Raw genomic sequence first — 14,112 nt, forward strand, 5'->3', positions numbered from 1 at the left:
TTGTGCGGAGGGCTGCGGATTCAAACGCGGTTCAAGTCGAAGCCGGCCTTTTCGCCGGTGCCGTAGACCTTCAGCGCGCCCTTTTCGCCGACGGCGTTGGGGCGGTTGAAGATCCAGTTCTGCCAGGCCGTGAGCCGGCCGAAGATGCGCGTGGCCATGTTCTCCTTGCTGGCAAAGCGCAGGTTGGCCTCCAGCCCGGTCAGCGCGTCGGGCGACATGGCGGCGCGCTCCTCGATGGCCATGCGCAGTTCGTCGTCCCAGTCGATGTCGTCGGGCGCGGCGGTGACCAGGCCCAGGGCCAGGGCCTCGTCGGCGTCGAGCGGCTTGCCAGCCGCGGCGCGCGCGGCGTCGAGCGGCGCGGCCTCTTCATAGAAGCGGCGCTGCAGGCGGCTCTGGTCGTTCACCATGGGGAAGAAGCCGAAGTTGAATTCGTTGAGCACGAGCTTCGGCGCGCGCCCGGCGTCGTCGGGCAGGGCCAGCATGTAGGTGCGGTCGGCCGCGAAGGCCAGCTCGGCCAGCGTGCCGGCGAAGCACGAGCCCTCCTGCACCACCGCGAACAGGGTGCGCGAGGACACGTCCAGCCGTGCCAGCGCGCGGCGCAGCGCACCGATGGTCTCGCGCACCAGCCAGTGGTCCTTGTGGGCCAGCATCACCGCGTCGGAGGCGAGCACGGCCTGCGCGTCGCCCTCGGTCTTGAGCAGCCAGGTGCCGATGTCGAGCTCGTTGGTGCGCAGGTTGAGGATGGCGTCGTCGAGCTCGCGCGCCAGGGCCAGCGGCCACCAGGCGGCCCCAGTGGCCTCGATGGCCGCGATGTCGGCGGGCTGTGCGCCGGTGGGCGCCTTCAGCGTGAGGGTGGCCGTGCGCCTGGCGCGGTCGATCTGCACCTCGACATGCGAATAGCGCAGGCTGTCCGCGCCGTCCTCGCGCTCCAGGCGGGTCAGGGCCACGCCCTGGGCGCCGACCGGGCGGTCGCTGCCGGCGGCCAGCTCGGTGGCGCGCGCCTGCACGGCGGCGGCGAACTGGGCAGGTTTGGCCACCGCATCCACCAGGCGCCAGTCCACCGCGCGCTGGCCGCGCACGCCTTCGACGCTGGTGCAGAAGATGTCCGCCAGGTCGTGGCGCACATGGCGCTTGTCGGTCACGCGGGTCAGGCCCCCGGTGCCGGGCAGGACGCCCAGCAACGGCACTTCGGGCAGCGACACCGAGGAGGAGCGGTCGTCCACCAGCAGGATCTCGTCGCACGCCAGGGCCAGTTCGTAGCCGCCGCCCGCGCAGGCACCGTTGACCGCGGCGAGGAACTTCAGGCCGGAGTGCTTCGACGAATCCTCGATGCCGTTGCGCGTCTCGTTGGTGAACTTGCAGAAGTTCACCTTCCAGGCGTGGCTGGAGACGCCCAGCATGAAGATGTTGGCGCCGGAGCAGAAGATGCGGTCCTTGCCGCTGGTGACGATGACGGTGCGCACGCCCGGGTGCTCGAAGCGCACGCGGTTGAGCGCGTCGTTGAGCTCGATGTCCACGCCCAGGTCGTAGCTGTTGAGCTTGAGCTTGTAGCCGGGGCGGATGCCGCCGTCTTCGGCGATGTCGAGCGACAGGCGGGCCAACGGACCCTCGACCGCCAGTTTCCAATGGCGGTACTGCGTGGGATCGGTGCGGTAGTCAACGCGGGAGGGTGCGGTGGTCTGGGCGGTCATGGGGCGTCTCCGTCAAAAACTGCGAACAGGAATAATAATGCATAAATCCATCAACTGATGTGCATCATGATGCATGTTTGCGAGCGAGTCAATGCATGCCGCGGTTTTTTGCTGGATTTATGGCGCGCGGGGGCGCCGGGGTGTCAGTGCGGCGGGTGGGTCATCAGCTTGCGCACCCCGGCGCGCAGCTGCCGCAGGCTTTCCTCGAGGTTCTGCCCCGAGGTGTCGATGGTGAGATCGGCCTTGGAATAGAAGGCGGCCCGGCCTTCCAGGATGCGGCGCAGGTCGTCCATGGCTTCCTTGCTCGCGGCCATGGGGCGCATGTCGCCCTGGGCCAGCACGCGGCCCATGTGCTCCTCGGGGGCGGCGCGCAGCCACACGGTGGTGCAGTGCGCGAGCAGTTCGTTGAAGGTGGCGGGGTCCGAGACGATGCCGCCGGGGGTGGCGATCACCACCTCGCTGTGGATCTGCACGATCTCTTCGAGCGCGCGGCGCTCGTAGCGGCGGTAGGCGGTGGTGCCGTACAGGTCGTGGATCTCGCGCACGCTGCAGCCCGCCAGGGTTTCGATCTCGCGGCTCAGCTCGATGAACGGCACGTCCAGGTCGCGTGCCAGCAAAGGCCCCAGCGTGGACTTGCCCGCGCCCCGCAGCCCCACGAGCGCGATGCGCCGGTGGCGCGCCGTGTCGCTCGCGCCGCTGCTCAGCAGCTCATGCAGCGCCAGCCGCGCGCGGCGCAGCTCGGGTTCGCTGCGGTGCTCCAGCAGTTCGCGGATCAGCAGCCATTCGGGCGAACGGGTGGTGAAGTCGCCCACCAGCTCGGCCAGCGAGCAATGCAGCGCGCCCGCCACCTGCTGCAGCACCAGGATGGACGCGTTGCCCGTGCCGTACTCCAGGTTGGCAAGGTGCCGCTCCGACACATCGGCCGCCATGGCCACCGCCTTGCGCGTGAGCCCGCGCTGCGCCCGCAGGTTGCGCACGCGTTCGCCGAGGGCGGCGAGCAGGGGGTTGCGGGCCTCTTCGGTGGGCGCAGCCGTGCCGCCGCCAGCGAAAGGTGGCAGGGTGACTGTGTCTTCTTGTTCGTTCATGTCCATCCTCGTTCACGTCGGCTGCGGCGTGGCATTTTGCGGTGCGTGCCCCGGGCTTCAAACGCTTTTGAAGGCGTTCGGCCGCCGCTAGGGGAAAACACCATACATGCACTATAGTGCTTGACACTGCATCAAGCATTAACTATTGTTCGTGTGCAGGCAAGATACTGCACATTGCTCCATCCCACAAGAACACATATCAAGCCTTGTGCACGCTGCACTCCATTGTCCCAGCCACCCACGAGTCGCCATGTCCGATAAAGCAGCATTTCATGAAGCCCTGTCCGCATTGACGGGCCAGATCGCGGGCCGTGCCCTGGACGGCGACCTGCAGGCCTGGCTCAACCAGACCCACGGGCCCGCCAGCGCGGCCTACCAGCAGCTCAAGGCGGGGTGCCTGGCCGGCGTGGCGCAGGGCTGGCTCTGCGAGCGCGAGGGCGGCGGCATCCGCTACGGCCGCGTCTTCAAGGCAGACGACGCGCTGCACCGCTTCTCGGTGGATGTGGTGGACATGCAGGACATCGCCGGCCCGCACCATACCCATCCGCTGGGCGAGATCGACCTGATCATGCCGCTGGAGGGCGACGCCACCTTCGACGGGCATCCCGCCGGCTGGTGCGTGTACCCGCCCGGCAGTGCCCACCGCCCCACCGTGGCGCAGGGCCGCTCGCTGGTGCTCTACCTGCTGCCCGAAGGGCAAATCCAGTTCAGCAAGTGAAACACCCCCCTGAGTCGCTTCGCGCCTTCCCCCTCTCTCATATTGCTCCGCAATCTGGTAGGGGGACGCCCCCGGTGCACGCAAGCGGAATGCCGCCTGCGCGGCATGGCGGCCCTCGCACGGCGACGCTGGCCGGGACCATGCCCATTTCGTGCGCCGCGCGCTGATGACCGATAACCCGCTTTTTTTCTGCCTATCTCTCTATCTGTATGACCGAACTGCTCCCCAACTACGCCGCCGGACGCTGGCAAACCGGCCAGGGCCCGGGCGCCGTGCTCAAGGACCCGGTGCTGGGCCATGACCTGGTGCGCGTGGATGCCACCGGGCTCGACCTGCCCGAGGCCTTCCGGTTCGCCCGCGAGCAGGGCGGCTCGGCCTTGCGTGCGTTGACCTACCGGCAGCGCGCCGCTCTCCTGGGCGCCGTGGTCAAGGTACTGCAAACCCACCGCGATGCGTACTACGAGATCGCCACGGCCAACGCCGGCACGGTGAAGAACGACTCCGCCGTGGACATCGACGGCGGCATCTTCACGCTGGGCCAGTACGCCAAATGGGGCGACGCGCTGGGCGACGTGCGCGTGCTGCGCGATGGCGATGCCGCCCGGCTCGGCAAGGAGCCCGTGTTCCTGTCGCAGCACCTGCAGGTGCCCACGCGCGGCGTGGCGTTGTTCATCAATGCCTTCAACTTCCCGGGCTGGGGCCTGTGGGAGAAGGCGGCGCCCGCGCTGCTCTCCGGCCTGCCGGTGATCGTCAAGCCCGCCACGTCCACGGCCTGGCTCACGCAGCGCATGGTGCGCGATGTGGTCGATGCGGGCGTGCTGCCGGCGGGCGCGCTGTCGGTCATCGCAGGCAGCTCGGCCGGGCTCATGGACCAGCTCGGGCCGTTCGATGTGGTCTCGTTCACCGGCTCGGCGGACACGGCCGGCATCATCCGCGCGCACCCTGCGGTGGCCGGGCGCTCGGTGCGCGCCAACATCGAGGCCGACAGCCTCAACAGTGCGCTGCTGCTGCCCGATGCGGCGCCCGGCAGCGACGCCTTCAACCTGCTGGTGCGCGAAGTGGTGCGCGAGATGACCGTCAAGTCGGGCCAGAAATGCACCGCCATCCGCCGCATCCTGGTGCCGGCAGGCGTGTACGGCGCTGCGGCCGAGGCCATCGGCGCCAAGCTCGCGGGCGTGACGGTGGGCAACCCCCGCAACGACGGCGTGCGCATGGGCTCGCTCGTCAGCACTGCCCAACTGCACGCCGTGCGCGAAGGGCTTGCGCAGCTGTGCGCCCACGCCGACATCCTGCACGACGGCCGCCACCAGCCGCTGGTGGATGCTGACCCCGCCGTGGCCGCCTGCATCGGCCCGGTGCTGCTGGGTGTGCACGACGCCGATGCGGCGGCCGTGGTGCACGAGGTCGAGGTGTTCGGCCCCGTGGCCACGCTGGTGCCCTACCGCGATGTGGACCACGCTGTGGCGCTCGCACAGCGCGGCCAGGGGTCGCTGGTGGCATCGCTGTACGGGGCCGACGAGGCCGCGCTGGGGCATGCCGCCGTGCAGCTCGCAGCCAGCCATGGCCGCGTGCACGTGGTGACGCCCGACGTCGCCCAGGCCCACACCGGCCACGGCAACGTGATGCCCATGTCGCTGCACGGCGGCCCGGGGCGTGCGGGCGGCGGGGCGGAGCTGGGAGGCCTGCGGGCGCTGGGCTTCTACCACCAGCGCAGCGCCGTGCAGGCCAGCCCCGGTGTGCTGGCCGCGCTCGGCCTCTGACCGCCCAGGCGCAGACCACAGCAGCCGCCAGCCAGCACGCACCACCAGAAAAACGCCAGCGAACCACGGAGACATCGCCATGACCACCCTGCCAGAGCGTTTCAACTTTGCACAGCACCTGTTCGACCTGAACCGCGACCACGCGCAGCGCACGGCCTACATCGACGACCGCGGCACGCTGAGCTACGGCGACCTGCAGGACCGCGCCCGGCGCCTGGCCGGTGTGCTGGTGGATGCCAGCCTGCGGCGCGAAGAGCGGGTGCTGATGCTCATGCACGACACCAGTGACTGGCCCGTGTGCTTTCTGGGCTGCCTGTACGCCGGCGTGGTGCCCGTGGCGGTGAACACGCTGCTCACGGCGGACGACTACGCCTACATGCTGGGCCACAGCCGCGCGCAGGCCGTGCTGGTCTCGGGCGCGCTGCTGCCCGTCCTGCAAGACGCGATGGCGCGCGGTGGCCATGAGGTGTCGGCGCTGTGGGTGTCGCAGCCCACGCAGGCACTCCCAGCCGGCGCCGTGGGCCTGGACGAGGCCATTGCCAGCGCCCAGTGCCTGCCAGCGCCCGCAGCCACCGGGCCCGACGACCCGGGCTTCTGGCTGTATTCGTCGGGCTCCACCGGCAAGCCCAAGGGCACGGTGCATACCCACGGCAACCTCTGGTGGACGGCCGAGCTGTACGGCAAGCCCGTGCTGGGCCTCACGCGCGACGATGTGTGTTTCTCGGCGGCCAAGCTCTACTTCGCCTACGGGCTGGGCAATGCGCTGACGTTCCCGCTGTCGGTGGGCGCCACGGTGGTGCTGATGGCCGAGCGGCCCACGCCCGATGCCACCTTTCAGCGCTGGGTGGACCACCGGCCCACCGTGTTCTTCGGTGCGCCCACCGGCTTTGCGGGCATGCTCGCGTCGCCCCAGCTGCCGGCGCGCGCCCAGGTGGCGCTGCGCATGTGCTCGTCCGCCGGCGAGGCGCTGCCCGCCGAGATCGCCCAGCGCTTCAAGGCGCATTTCGGCTGCGACATCATCGACGGCATCGGCTCCACCGAGATGCTGCACATCTTCCTGTCCAACCGCCCGGGCGACATCCGCTACGGCACCACGGGCAAGCCCGTGCCGGGCTACGAGGTCGAGCTGCGCGGCGAGGACGGCAGCCCCGTGGCGGACGGCGAGGTGGGCGACCTCTACATCCAGGGCCCCAGCGCCGCGCTGATGTACTGGAACAACCGCGACAAGACGCGCGACACCTTCCAGGGCGGCTGGACCAAGAGCGGCGACAAGTACGTGCGCGATGCGGACGGCTACTACACCTACGCCGGGCGCAGCGACGACATGCTCAAGGTCAGCGGCATCTACGTGTCGCCCTTCGAGGTCGAGGCCACGCTGATGCAGCACGCCGCCGTGCTGGAGGTGGCCGTGATCGGCAAGCAGGATGGCGACGGCCTGACCAAGACCAAGGCCTTCGTCGTGCTCAAAGACGGCCAGGGCGCGACGGAAGAGGAGCTCAAGGCTTTCGTCAAGGACCGCCTGGCGCCCTACAAGTACCCGCGCTTCATCGAGTTCGTGCCCGAGCTGCCCAAGACCGCCACCGGCAAGATCCAGCGCTTTCGCCTGCGCGAGCAGGAGGCCCGGGCATGAGCGCCACGGCCAGCTCCGGCGGCCCGGTGTCTTTGGCCAGCATCTCCTGGCGGGGGCAGGCCGTGCAGGTCGAGTACCAGTGGATAGCGCCCGAGCGCACGCAGGCGCCGCTGGTGGTCTTTCTGCACGAAGGGCTGGGCTCGCTGGCGATGTGGAAGGACTTCCCGCAGCGGCTGTGCGCGGACGGCGGCTTTCGGGGCCTGGTGTTCTCCCGCCCCGGCTACGGCCGTTCCACGCCGCGCGCGGCCGATGAACGCTGGGGCGTGGACTTCATGCACCGGCAGGCCGAGGAGGTGTTGCCCGCGCTGCTGCAGGCGCTGGGCGTGAGCGAAGCGCCCTGGCTGTTCGGCCACAGCGACGGCGCCTCCATCGCGCTGCTGTACGCCGCCCGCTTTCCGGAGCGCGTGGCGGGCCTGGTGCTGCTGGCGCCGCACATCTTCGTCGAGGACGTGACCATCGCCAACATCGAACAGGCGCGTGCCGCCTACGAGACCACCGACCTGCCGGGCAAGCTGGCCCGCTACCACGACGACCCCGATTCGGCCTTCTGGGGCTGGAACCGCATCTGGCTCGACCCCGCCTTTCGCGGCTGGAGCATCGTGGCCGACATCGCCGCCGTGCGCGCGCCCGTGCTGGCCGTGCAGGGTCTTGACGACGAATACGGAACGCTGGCGCAGATCCGCGGCATTGCTGAGCGCGTGCCGGGCACCCGGCTGCTGGAGCTGCCCGCCTGCGCGCATTCCCCCCACCGTGACCGGCCCGGCGACGTGATCGCCGAGACGGTGGCGTTCATCACGACAACATCCAGGAGACAACCATGACATCTCGCTACGCACGCACGGCATTCGCAGCGCTGGCACTGGCCTGCGGCGCCACCGCGGGCACGGCCCAGACCACCGACAAGCTCAAGGTCGGGCTCATGCTGCCGTTCAGCGGCACCTTCAGCGCGCTGGGCGTGGCCATCGAGAACGGCTTTCGGCTGCACGTGGCCGAGCAGGGCGGCAAGCTCGCGGGCCGCGAGATCGAGTTCTTCAAGGTCGATGACGAGTCCGACCCGGCCAAGGCCACCGACAACGTCAACAAGCTCATCAAGCGCGACGGCGTGGATGTGATCGTCGGCACCGTGCATTCGGGTGTCGCCACGGCGATGGCGCGCGCCGCCAAGCAAAGTGGCACCCTGCTCATCGTGCCCAACGCGGGTGCGGACGCGGTCACGGGCGCGCTGTGCGCGCAGAACATCTTCCGCTCGTCGTTCTCCAACTGGCAGTCGTCCTACGGCATGGGCACCGTGGCCGCGAAGCAGGAGAAGAAAAAGACCGCCGTCACCATCACCTGGAAGTACGCCGCCGGCGACGAGATGACCGAGGCCTTCAAGGAAGGCTTTGAAAAGGAAGGCGGCAAGGTCGTCAAGCAGCTCACCGTGCCGTTCCCGAACGTGGAGTTCCAGGCGCTGCTCACCGAGATCGCGGCCACCAAGCCCGACGTGGTGTTCGCATTCTTCGCGGGCGGCGGCGCGGTCAAGTTCGTCAAGGACTACGCGGCCGCCGGGCTGAACAAGGTCACGCCGCTGTACGGCTCGGGCTTTCTGACCGACGGCACGCTGGAGGCGCAGGGCGATGCCGCGCAGGGCCTGCTCACCACGCTGCACTACGCCGACGGCCTGAACACCCCGCGCGACAACGCGTTCCGCACCGCCTACGCCAAGTCCTTCAAACTGCAGCCCGACGTGTACGCGGTGCAGGGCTACGACGCCGCCCAGATCCTGGCCACGGGCCTGAAGGCCGTGAAGGGCGACATCGCGAAGAAGGCCGAGTTCGCCGCCGCGGTGCAGAAAGCCACCATCGACAGCCCGCGCGGCCCCTTCACCATGAGCCGCGCCCACAACCCCGTGCAGGACATCTACCTGCGCAAGGTGGACGGCAAGGAGAACAAGGTCGTCGGCGTGGCCGCCAAGGCGCTGGCCGACCCCGCGCGCGGCTGCAAGCTGTAAACGGCTGGCTGACCGTCTCCGTCAACACAGGACACACCTTCCATGGACATCGGTACCTTCCTGGTCCAGTGCCTGAACTCGGTCCAGTACGGGCTGCTGCTGTTTCTGGTGGCATCCGGGCTGACGCTGATCTTCGGCATCATGGGCGTGATCAACCTCGCGCACGGCAGCTTCTACATGATCGGCGCCTACATGGCGTTCGCGCTGTCGCCGCTGTTCGGCGACCAGTTCCTCGTCATGCTGCTCGCGGGCATCGCGCTCGCGGCGGTGCTGGGCTACCTGCTGGAGTGGGCGTTCTTCAGCTACCTGTACCAGCGCGACCACCTGCAGCAGGTGCTGATGACCTACGGGCTCATCCTCGTGTTCGAGGAACTGCGCTCGCTGCTGGTGGGCAACGACGTGCACGGCGTCAAGGCGCCTGCGTGGCTCGATGGCAGCTTCGCGCTGGGCGAACTCATGAGCTACCCGTGGTACCGCCTCTTCGCGTCGGCGGCCTGCATCGTGCTGGCCGTGGGGCTGTACTGGGTGGTCAACCGCACCCGCCTGGGCATGATGGTGCGCGCCGGCGCCAGCAACCGCGACATGGTGCGCGGCCTGGGCATCGACATCCGGCGGCTGTACCGCATCGTCTTCGCGGCGGGCGTGGCGCTGGCCGCGCTGGCCGGGATGATCGCCGCGCCCATGTCCTCGGTGTACCCCAACATGGGCGCCAGCGTGCTCATCATCTGCTTCGTGGTGGTGGTCATCGGGGGCATCGGCTCCATCACCGGGGCGCTGGTGGCGTCGCTGCTGGTGGGGTTTGTCGATACCTTCGGCAAGGTGTTCTTCGCGGAAATCAGCGGCATCGGCGTGTACCTGCTGATGGCCGGCATCCTGATCTGGCGGCCGGAAGGCCTGATGGGGCGCAAGGCATGAGCGCCGTGCACCCCACCACCGCCGCCGCGCCTGCGGACACCGCCACTGCGCCGCGCGGCGGCTGGCGCATGCGCGCACTGCTGCCCGCCACCGTGGCCATGGCCGCCGCCATCGCCGGGCCGCTGCTGGGCCCCTACTGGGCCGACCTGCTGGTCAAGGTCATGATCCTGTCGATCTTCGCGCTCAGCCTGGAACTGCTGGTGGGCATGACGGGGCTGGTGAGCCTGGGGCATGCTGCCTTCTACGGCATCGGCGCCTATGCCACCGTGCTGGGCTCGGGGGCGGAGGGCGGCAACCTCATCGTGCTGATGCTGGGCGCCATGGGGGCGGCTGCGCTGTACGCGCTGTGCGTGGGCGCCCTGAGCCTGCGCACCCGCGGGGTGTACTTCATCATGGTCACCCTGGCCTTTGCGCAGATGGCGTTCTTCGTGTTCCACGACACCAAGGTGGGCGGCGGCAGCGACGGCATCTACCTGGACGTGCGGCCCACGCTTGGCGGCCTCAGCCTGGAGTCGCGCCACGCTCTTTTCTACCTGGTGCTGGCGGCATTGGCGGGCACCTACGGCCTGCTAGCGCTGGTGCGCAGATCGCGCTTTGGCGCGGCGCTGGCGGGCATCCGGGTGAACGAGCAGCGCATGCGCGCCGCGGGGTTCGCCACCTATGGCTACAAGCTGGCGGCCTTCGTGATGGCAGGGGCGCTGGCGGGGCTCGCGGGCTCCCTGCTGGCCGTGCGCGATGGCGTGGTGAACCCGGAGCTGCTGTCCTGGCACACCTCGGGCGACGTGCTGCTCATGGTCATCCTCGGGGGCATGGGGCATCTGCGCGGCGCGGTGATCGGGGCGGTGGTGTTCACGCTGCTCAAGGAGCTGCTGTCCACCCACGCCCTCATGGGGCCGTTGGCAGACCACTGGCAGCTCACCCTGGGCCTGACCATCATCGTGTTCGTCGCGGTGCTGCCGCAGGGGCTGGTGGGCCTGGCGCAGCGTTTGGGACAACCCATCGGAAAGGGCGGAAAGGCATGAGCGCTCAACCCCTGCTGTCCGTGCAAGGGCTCACGCGCCGGTTCGGTGGCCTGGTGGCGGTGAATGCCGTCACGCTCGACCTGCGCCAGGGCGAGGTCCACGCGGTCATCGGCACCAACGGCGCGGGCAAGTCCACCCTGATCAACATGCTGTCGGGCGAGATCGAAGCGTCCGGGGGGCGCATCACCCTGGGCGGGCAGGACATCACCCGCCAGTCGCAGGTGCGCCGCGCGCTGGCGGGCGTCGGGCGCAGCTACCAGCGCACCACCATCTTCCCGGAGTTCACCGTGCACGAGAACTGCCGCCTGGCCGCGCAGGCCGCCACGCCCCGGCCCTGGGCCTTGTGGCAGGCGGCGCGCCACTGCGCCGACAGCAATGCCACCGCCGCGGCGGCGCTGCAGGCGGCCGGGCTTGCGGCAGACGCACGGCGCACCGCCGGTGCGCTGAGCCACGGCGCCAAGCGCCAGCTCGAGGTGGCCATGTGCATCGCCACCCGGCCGCGCGTGCTGCTGCTGGACGAGCCGCTGGCCGGCATGGGCGCGGAGGAGACCGAGCGCATGCTGGCGCTGCTGGCCGACCTGAAACCGCACCACGCGATCCTGCTGGTCGAGCACGACATGGACGCCGTGTTCCGTATCGCCGACCGCATCACCGTCATGGTCAACGGCACGGTCATCGCCAGCGGCGGCCCGGCAGAGATCCGCAACAACCCCGAGGTGCGCACCGCCTACCTCGGAGAAGGGCATTGATGTGATGACCACCCCCATGACAAGGAACGCACCATGCTGAATGTGGTCGGGCTGCACGCCCGCTATGGCGACAGCCATGTGCTGCGCGGCGTGGATGCGCAGGTGCCCGCCGCCACGTCGGTGGGCCTGCTGGGGCGCAACGGCATGGGCAAGACCACGCTCATCCGCTCCCTGATGGGCTACCTGCGCCCGCCCGAAGGCCAGGTGCAGATGGACGGCCGCACCGTCACCGGCTGGCCCCCCGAAAAGATGGCGCGCCTGGGCATTGGCTACGTGCCCGAGGGGCGCGGCATCTTCCCCAACCTGTCGGTGCGCGAGAACCTGGTCATGAGCCAGCGGGCGGGCCTGGACGGCAGCCGCGCCTGGACCTTCGACCGCGTGATGGCCACCTTCCCTCGGTTGTCGGAGCGGCTCTCGCACGGCGGGCAGCAACTGTCCGGCGGCGAGCAGCAGATGCTGTCCATCGGCCGCGCGCTGATGACCAACCCGCGCCTGTTGATCCTGGACGAAGCCACCGAGGGCCTGGCCCCGCTCATCGTGACCGAGATCTGGCGCGTGATCTCCGAGATCCGGGCCACCGGCATCGCCACGCTGATCGTGGACCGCGACTGGCGGCGGGTGCTCTCGCACACCGACCAGGCCCTGGTGATGGAGAAGGGCCGCATCGTGCTGGCCGCGCCGTCGGCCGACCTGCGGGCAGCGCCCGCGGCGCTGGAGCAGCTGCTGGGCGTGTGATGCGCGCGGACGGCTAGTCGAGCCGCCGGCGCAGGCTGCCGAGGTCCACCACGGTGATGCCGCCGTATTCGATCTGCAGCACGCCCTCGGCCTCCAGGCGCTTCAGGGCGGCGTTGCAGCGCTGGCGCGACACGCCCGACAGGTTGGCGATCTCCTCCTGCGAGACCTGCAGGTGCGGGTCGCTGCCGGGGTGCAGAAAAGGGTGGAACAGCCCGGCCAGAGCGCGTGCCACCTGGCTGTCGGTGTCCATGAGGTGGTGGGCCGTGAAGTTGCCCAGAAACCAGTGCATGCGCTCGTTGATCTGGCGCAGCAGGAAGTGGTCGAAGCTGCGCTGTGTGGCGTGCAGCCATTCGAAGGTCTCCACCGGCAGCAGCGCCACCCGGCTGGGGCGCAGCGCAATGATGTCTGCCGTGCGCGCCACGCCGCGCAGCAGCGTGCCCTCGCCAAACCAGCTGCCCGCCGACAGCCCGCCCAGCGTGACGGAGCGGCCGTTGTCGGACGTGACCGTCCACTTGAGCAGACCTTCGATCGCGCCGTACCAGTGCCGGGGCACGTCGCCGCGCCGGCACAGCGCGCTGCCTTGCGGCACATCCACTTCGCGCAGTTCATCGAGCACGCGCTGCTGGGCCGGGGCGTCCAGCACCGGGAACCAGGCCGAGTCGGCGAGGAGGTCGGCCACCGTGGGCGGCGCCTTTTTGACCAGCATGGTGAAGCGTTCTCCAACGGGCAGGGCCGCACGGTTCCTCGTATACCCTGAGTCCAAATGTCATCGCAATGACTGAGTATGCAAGCGCCCAAAAAAATAATGCGTGCACTAGCATTTTCCACCAGTCCACGCCATGACAAAGCGCAAAGTCATCGTCACCATCGCCCCCACGGGGGGCATGGCGCACAAGTCTCAGAACCCGCACCTGCCCACCCAGCCGGCCGAGATCGCCGACGACGTGCAGCGCTGCTGGAACGCCGGGGCCAGCGTGGTGGCCATCCACGCGCGCAGGCCCGATGACGGCGCCACCTGCAACGCCGACATCTACCGCGACATCAACACCCGCATCCGCGCCAAGGGCTGCGACATCGTCATCAACAACTCCACCGGCGGCGGCGTGCACGGCGACATGGTCAAGCCGCTGCCCGGCAACCGCTGGGAGATCGCCTGGGAAGAGCGCATCAAGGGCATGGACGCAGGCGCCGAGATGTGCACGCTGGATGCCACCACGCTCAACCTGAGCTTCGACGGCCGCGAGATCCTGATGGACACACCGCTCAGCCGCGGCCGCGAGCTGGCCGCCGGCATGAAGGCGCGCGGCATCAAGCCCGAGTGGGAGGTCTTCAGCCCCACCCACATCCTGCAGGACACCACCACCCTCATCGAAGAGGGGCACGACGACGGCCCGCATTTCATCAACCTGGTGATGAACGTGCACCGCGCCTTCCAGAACGCCATGCCGTACTCGCCGCGCCACCTGCAGATGATGGTGGACACGCTGCCCAAAAACAGCCTGTTCTGCGTGAGCGGCATCGGCCCCTCGCAGCTCGAAGCCAATGTCGCGGCGCTGCTGCTGGGCGGCCATGCGCGCGTGGGGCTGGAGGACAACCTGTACTTTCGCCACGGCGAGCTGGCCACCAACGTGCAGCTCACCGAGCGCATCGTGCGCGTGATCCGCGAGCTGGACATGGAGCCCGCCACGCCCGCCGAGGCCCGCGCGCTGATGGGCCTGCCGCGCGTGGGCGGCCCCCGCCCCGAGTTCGCGCCGCACTGAGCCACTGCATACGTTCCGCCACAGCCCTGTTCATGCAACCAGAAAGAAAAAGGAGAC

At 69.2% G+C, this 14,112-nt stretch carries 13 protein-coding genes; 10 read left to right on the top strand and 3 right to left on the bottom strand.

What is annotated here, in order from left to right; genetic code table 11:
- Positions 1–20: 20 nt before the first annotated feature.
- Positions 21–1,691, bottom strand: coding sequence for a 2,3-epoxybenzoyl-CoA dihydrolase (boxC, locus tag AC1RCS_RS11365; protein ID WP_218339744.1), 1,671 nt, complete (start codon positions 1,689–1,691; stop codon positions 21–23).
- Between the two features lie 143 nt (positions 1,692–1,834).
- Entirely contained in the window at positions 1,835–2,776 is a 942-nt protein-coding gene (locus AC1RCS_RS11370; RefSeq protein WP_369643368.1) for a helix-turn-helix transcriptional regulator, read from the bottom strand.
- A 250-nt stretch (positions 2,777–3,026) separates the two neighbouring features.
- Here AC1RCS_RS11370 and AC1RCS_RS11375 point away from each other — a divergent pair, with 250 nt between their 5' ends.
- From AC1RCS_RS11375 to AC1RCS_RS11415, 9 genes are all read left to right on the top strand, one after another.
- Complete coding sequence (locus AC1RCS_RS11375; RefSeq protein ID WP_218296132.1) at positions 3,027–3,494, top strand: 4-hydroxylaminobenzoate lyase; 468 nt, start codon at positions 3,027–3,029, stop codon at positions 3,492–3,494.
- 209 nt (positions 3,495–3,703) lie between these two features.
- Positions 3,704–5,254: a 3,4-dehydroadipyl-CoA semialdehyde dehydrogenase gene (locus AC1RCS_RS11380; protein ID WP_492244598.1), complete on the top strand. Its 1,551-nt coding sequence runs from the start codon at positions 3,704–3,706 to the stop codon at positions 5,252–5,254.
- A 79-nt stretch (positions 5,255–5,333) separates the two neighbouring features.
- Positions 5,334–6,884 carry a benzoate-CoA ligase family protein gene (locus tag AC1RCS_RS11385; protein ID WP_492244597.1) on the top strand — a complete coding sequence of 517 codons (1,551 nt, stop codon included), beginning with the start codon at positions 5,334–5,336 and terminating at the stop codon, positions 6,882–6,884.
- Positions 6,881–7,705, top strand: a complete 825-nt coding sequence (locus tag AC1RCS_RS11390; RefSeq protein WP_492244596.1) for an alpha/beta fold hydrolase — start codon at positions 6,881–6,883, stop codon at positions 7,703–7,705. The genes AC1RCS_RS11385 and AC1RCS_RS11390 overlap by 4 nt, the downstream gene beginning before the upstream one ends.
- Positions 7,702–8,874: an ABC transporter substrate-binding protein gene (locus AC1RCS_RS11395; RefSeq protein WP_056417441.1), complete on the top strand. Its 1,173-nt coding sequence runs from the start codon at positions 7,702–7,704 to the stop codon at positions 8,872–8,874. Before AC1RCS_RS11390 ends, AC1RCS_RS11395 begins: the two co-directional genes overlap by 4 nt.
- Positions 8,875–8,916: 42 nt before the next feature.
- Complete coding sequence (locus AC1RCS_RS11400; protein ID WP_218296127.1) at positions 8,917–9,789, top strand: branched-chain amino acid ABC transporter permease; 873 nt, start codon at positions 8,917–8,919, stop codon at positions 9,787–9,789.
- Positions 9,786–10,811, top strand: a complete 1,026-nt coding sequence (locus AC1RCS_RS11405) for a branched-chain amino acid ABC transporter permease (RefSeq protein WP_492244595.1) — start codon at positions 9,786–9,788, stop codon at positions 10,809–10,811. The genes AC1RCS_RS11400 and AC1RCS_RS11405 overlap by 4 nt, the downstream gene beginning before the upstream one ends.
- Entirely contained in the window at positions 10,808–11,560 is a 753-nt protein-coding gene (locus tag AC1RCS_RS11410) for an ABC transporter ATP-binding protein (RefSeq protein ID WP_492244594.1), read from the top strand. The genes AC1RCS_RS11405 and AC1RCS_RS11410 overlap by 4 nt, the downstream gene beginning before the upstream one ends.
- Positions 11,561–11,593: 33 nt before the next feature.
- Entirely contained in the window at positions 11,594–12,295 is a 702-nt protein-coding gene (locus AC1RCS_RS11415; protein ID WP_369643363.1) for an ABC transporter ATP-binding protein, read from the top strand.
- 13 nt (positions 12,296–12,308) lie between these two features.
- Here the strand turns inward: AC1RCS_RS11415 and AC1RCS_RS11420 are convergent, their stop codons facing one another.
- Complete coding sequence (locus AC1RCS_RS11420; protein WP_218296124.1) at positions 12,309–13,001, bottom strand: Crp/Fnr family transcriptional regulator; 693 nt, start codon at positions 12,999–13,001, stop codon at positions 12,309–12,311.
- 133 nt (positions 13,002–13,134) lie between these two features.
- Between AC1RCS_RS11420 and AC1RCS_RS11425 the strand changes: the two genes are divergently transcribed.
- Positions 13,135–14,055 (top strand): beta-keto acid cleavage family enzyme, encoded by a 921-nt coding sequence (locus tag AC1RCS_RS11425; protein WP_369643362.1) that lies wholly within the window; start codon positions 13,135–13,137, stop codon positions 14,053–14,055.
- Positions 14,056–14,112: the final 57 nt, after the last annotated feature.

This window comes from Acidovorax sp. GW823-FHT01C06 (genome assembly GCF_058798375.1).

Coding starts and splice junctions, on each gene's coding strand:
- boxC (WP_218339744.1), bottom strand. CDS start 1,691: ATGACCGCCCAGACCACCGCACCCTCCCGCGTTGACTACCGCACCGAT.
- AC1RCS_RS11370 (WP_369643368.1), bottom strand. CDS start 2,776: ATGAACGAACAAGAAGACACAGTCACCCTGCCACCTTTCGCTGGCGGC.
- AC1RCS_RS11375 (WP_218296132.1), top strand. CDS start 3,027: ATGTCCGATAAAGCAGCATTTCATGAAGCCCTGTCCGCATTGACGGGC.
- AC1RCS_RS11380 (WP_492244598.1), top strand. CDS start 3,704: ATGACCGAACTGCTCCCCAACTACGCCGCCGGACGCTGGCAAACCGGC.
- AC1RCS_RS11385 (WP_492244597.1), top strand. CDS start 5,334: ATGACCACCCTGCCAGAGCGTTTCAACTTTGCACAGCACCTGTTCGAC.
- AC1RCS_RS11390 (WP_492244596.1), top strand. CDS start 6,881: ATGAGCGCCACGGCCAGCTCCGGCGGCCCGGTGTCTTTGGCCAGCATC.
- AC1RCS_RS11395 (WP_056417441.1), top strand. CDS start 7,702: ATGACATCTCGCTACGCACGCACGGCATTCGCAGCGCTGGCACTGGCC.
- AC1RCS_RS11400 (WP_218296127.1), top strand. CDS start 8,917: ATGGACATCGGTACCTTCCTGGTCCAGTGCCTGAACTCGGTCCAGTAC.
- AC1RCS_RS11405 (WP_492244595.1), top strand. CDS start 9,786: ATGAGCGCCGTGCACCCCACCACCGCCGCCGCGCCTGCGGACACCGCC.
- AC1RCS_RS11410 (WP_492244594.1), top strand. CDS start 10,808: ATGAGCGCTCAACCCCTGCTGTCCGTGCAAGGGCTCACGCGCCGGTTC.
- AC1RCS_RS11415 (WP_369643363.1), top strand. CDS start 11,594: ATGCTGAATGTGGTCGGGCTGCACGCCCGCTATGGCGACAGCCATGTG.
- AC1RCS_RS11420 (WP_218296124.1), bottom strand. CDS start 13,001: ATGCTGGTCAAAAAGGCGCCGCCCACGGTGGCCGACCTCCTCGCCGAC.
- AC1RCS_RS11425 (WP_369643362.1), top strand. CDS start 13,135: ATGACAAAGCGCAAAGTCATCGTCACCATCGCCCCCACGGGGGGCATG.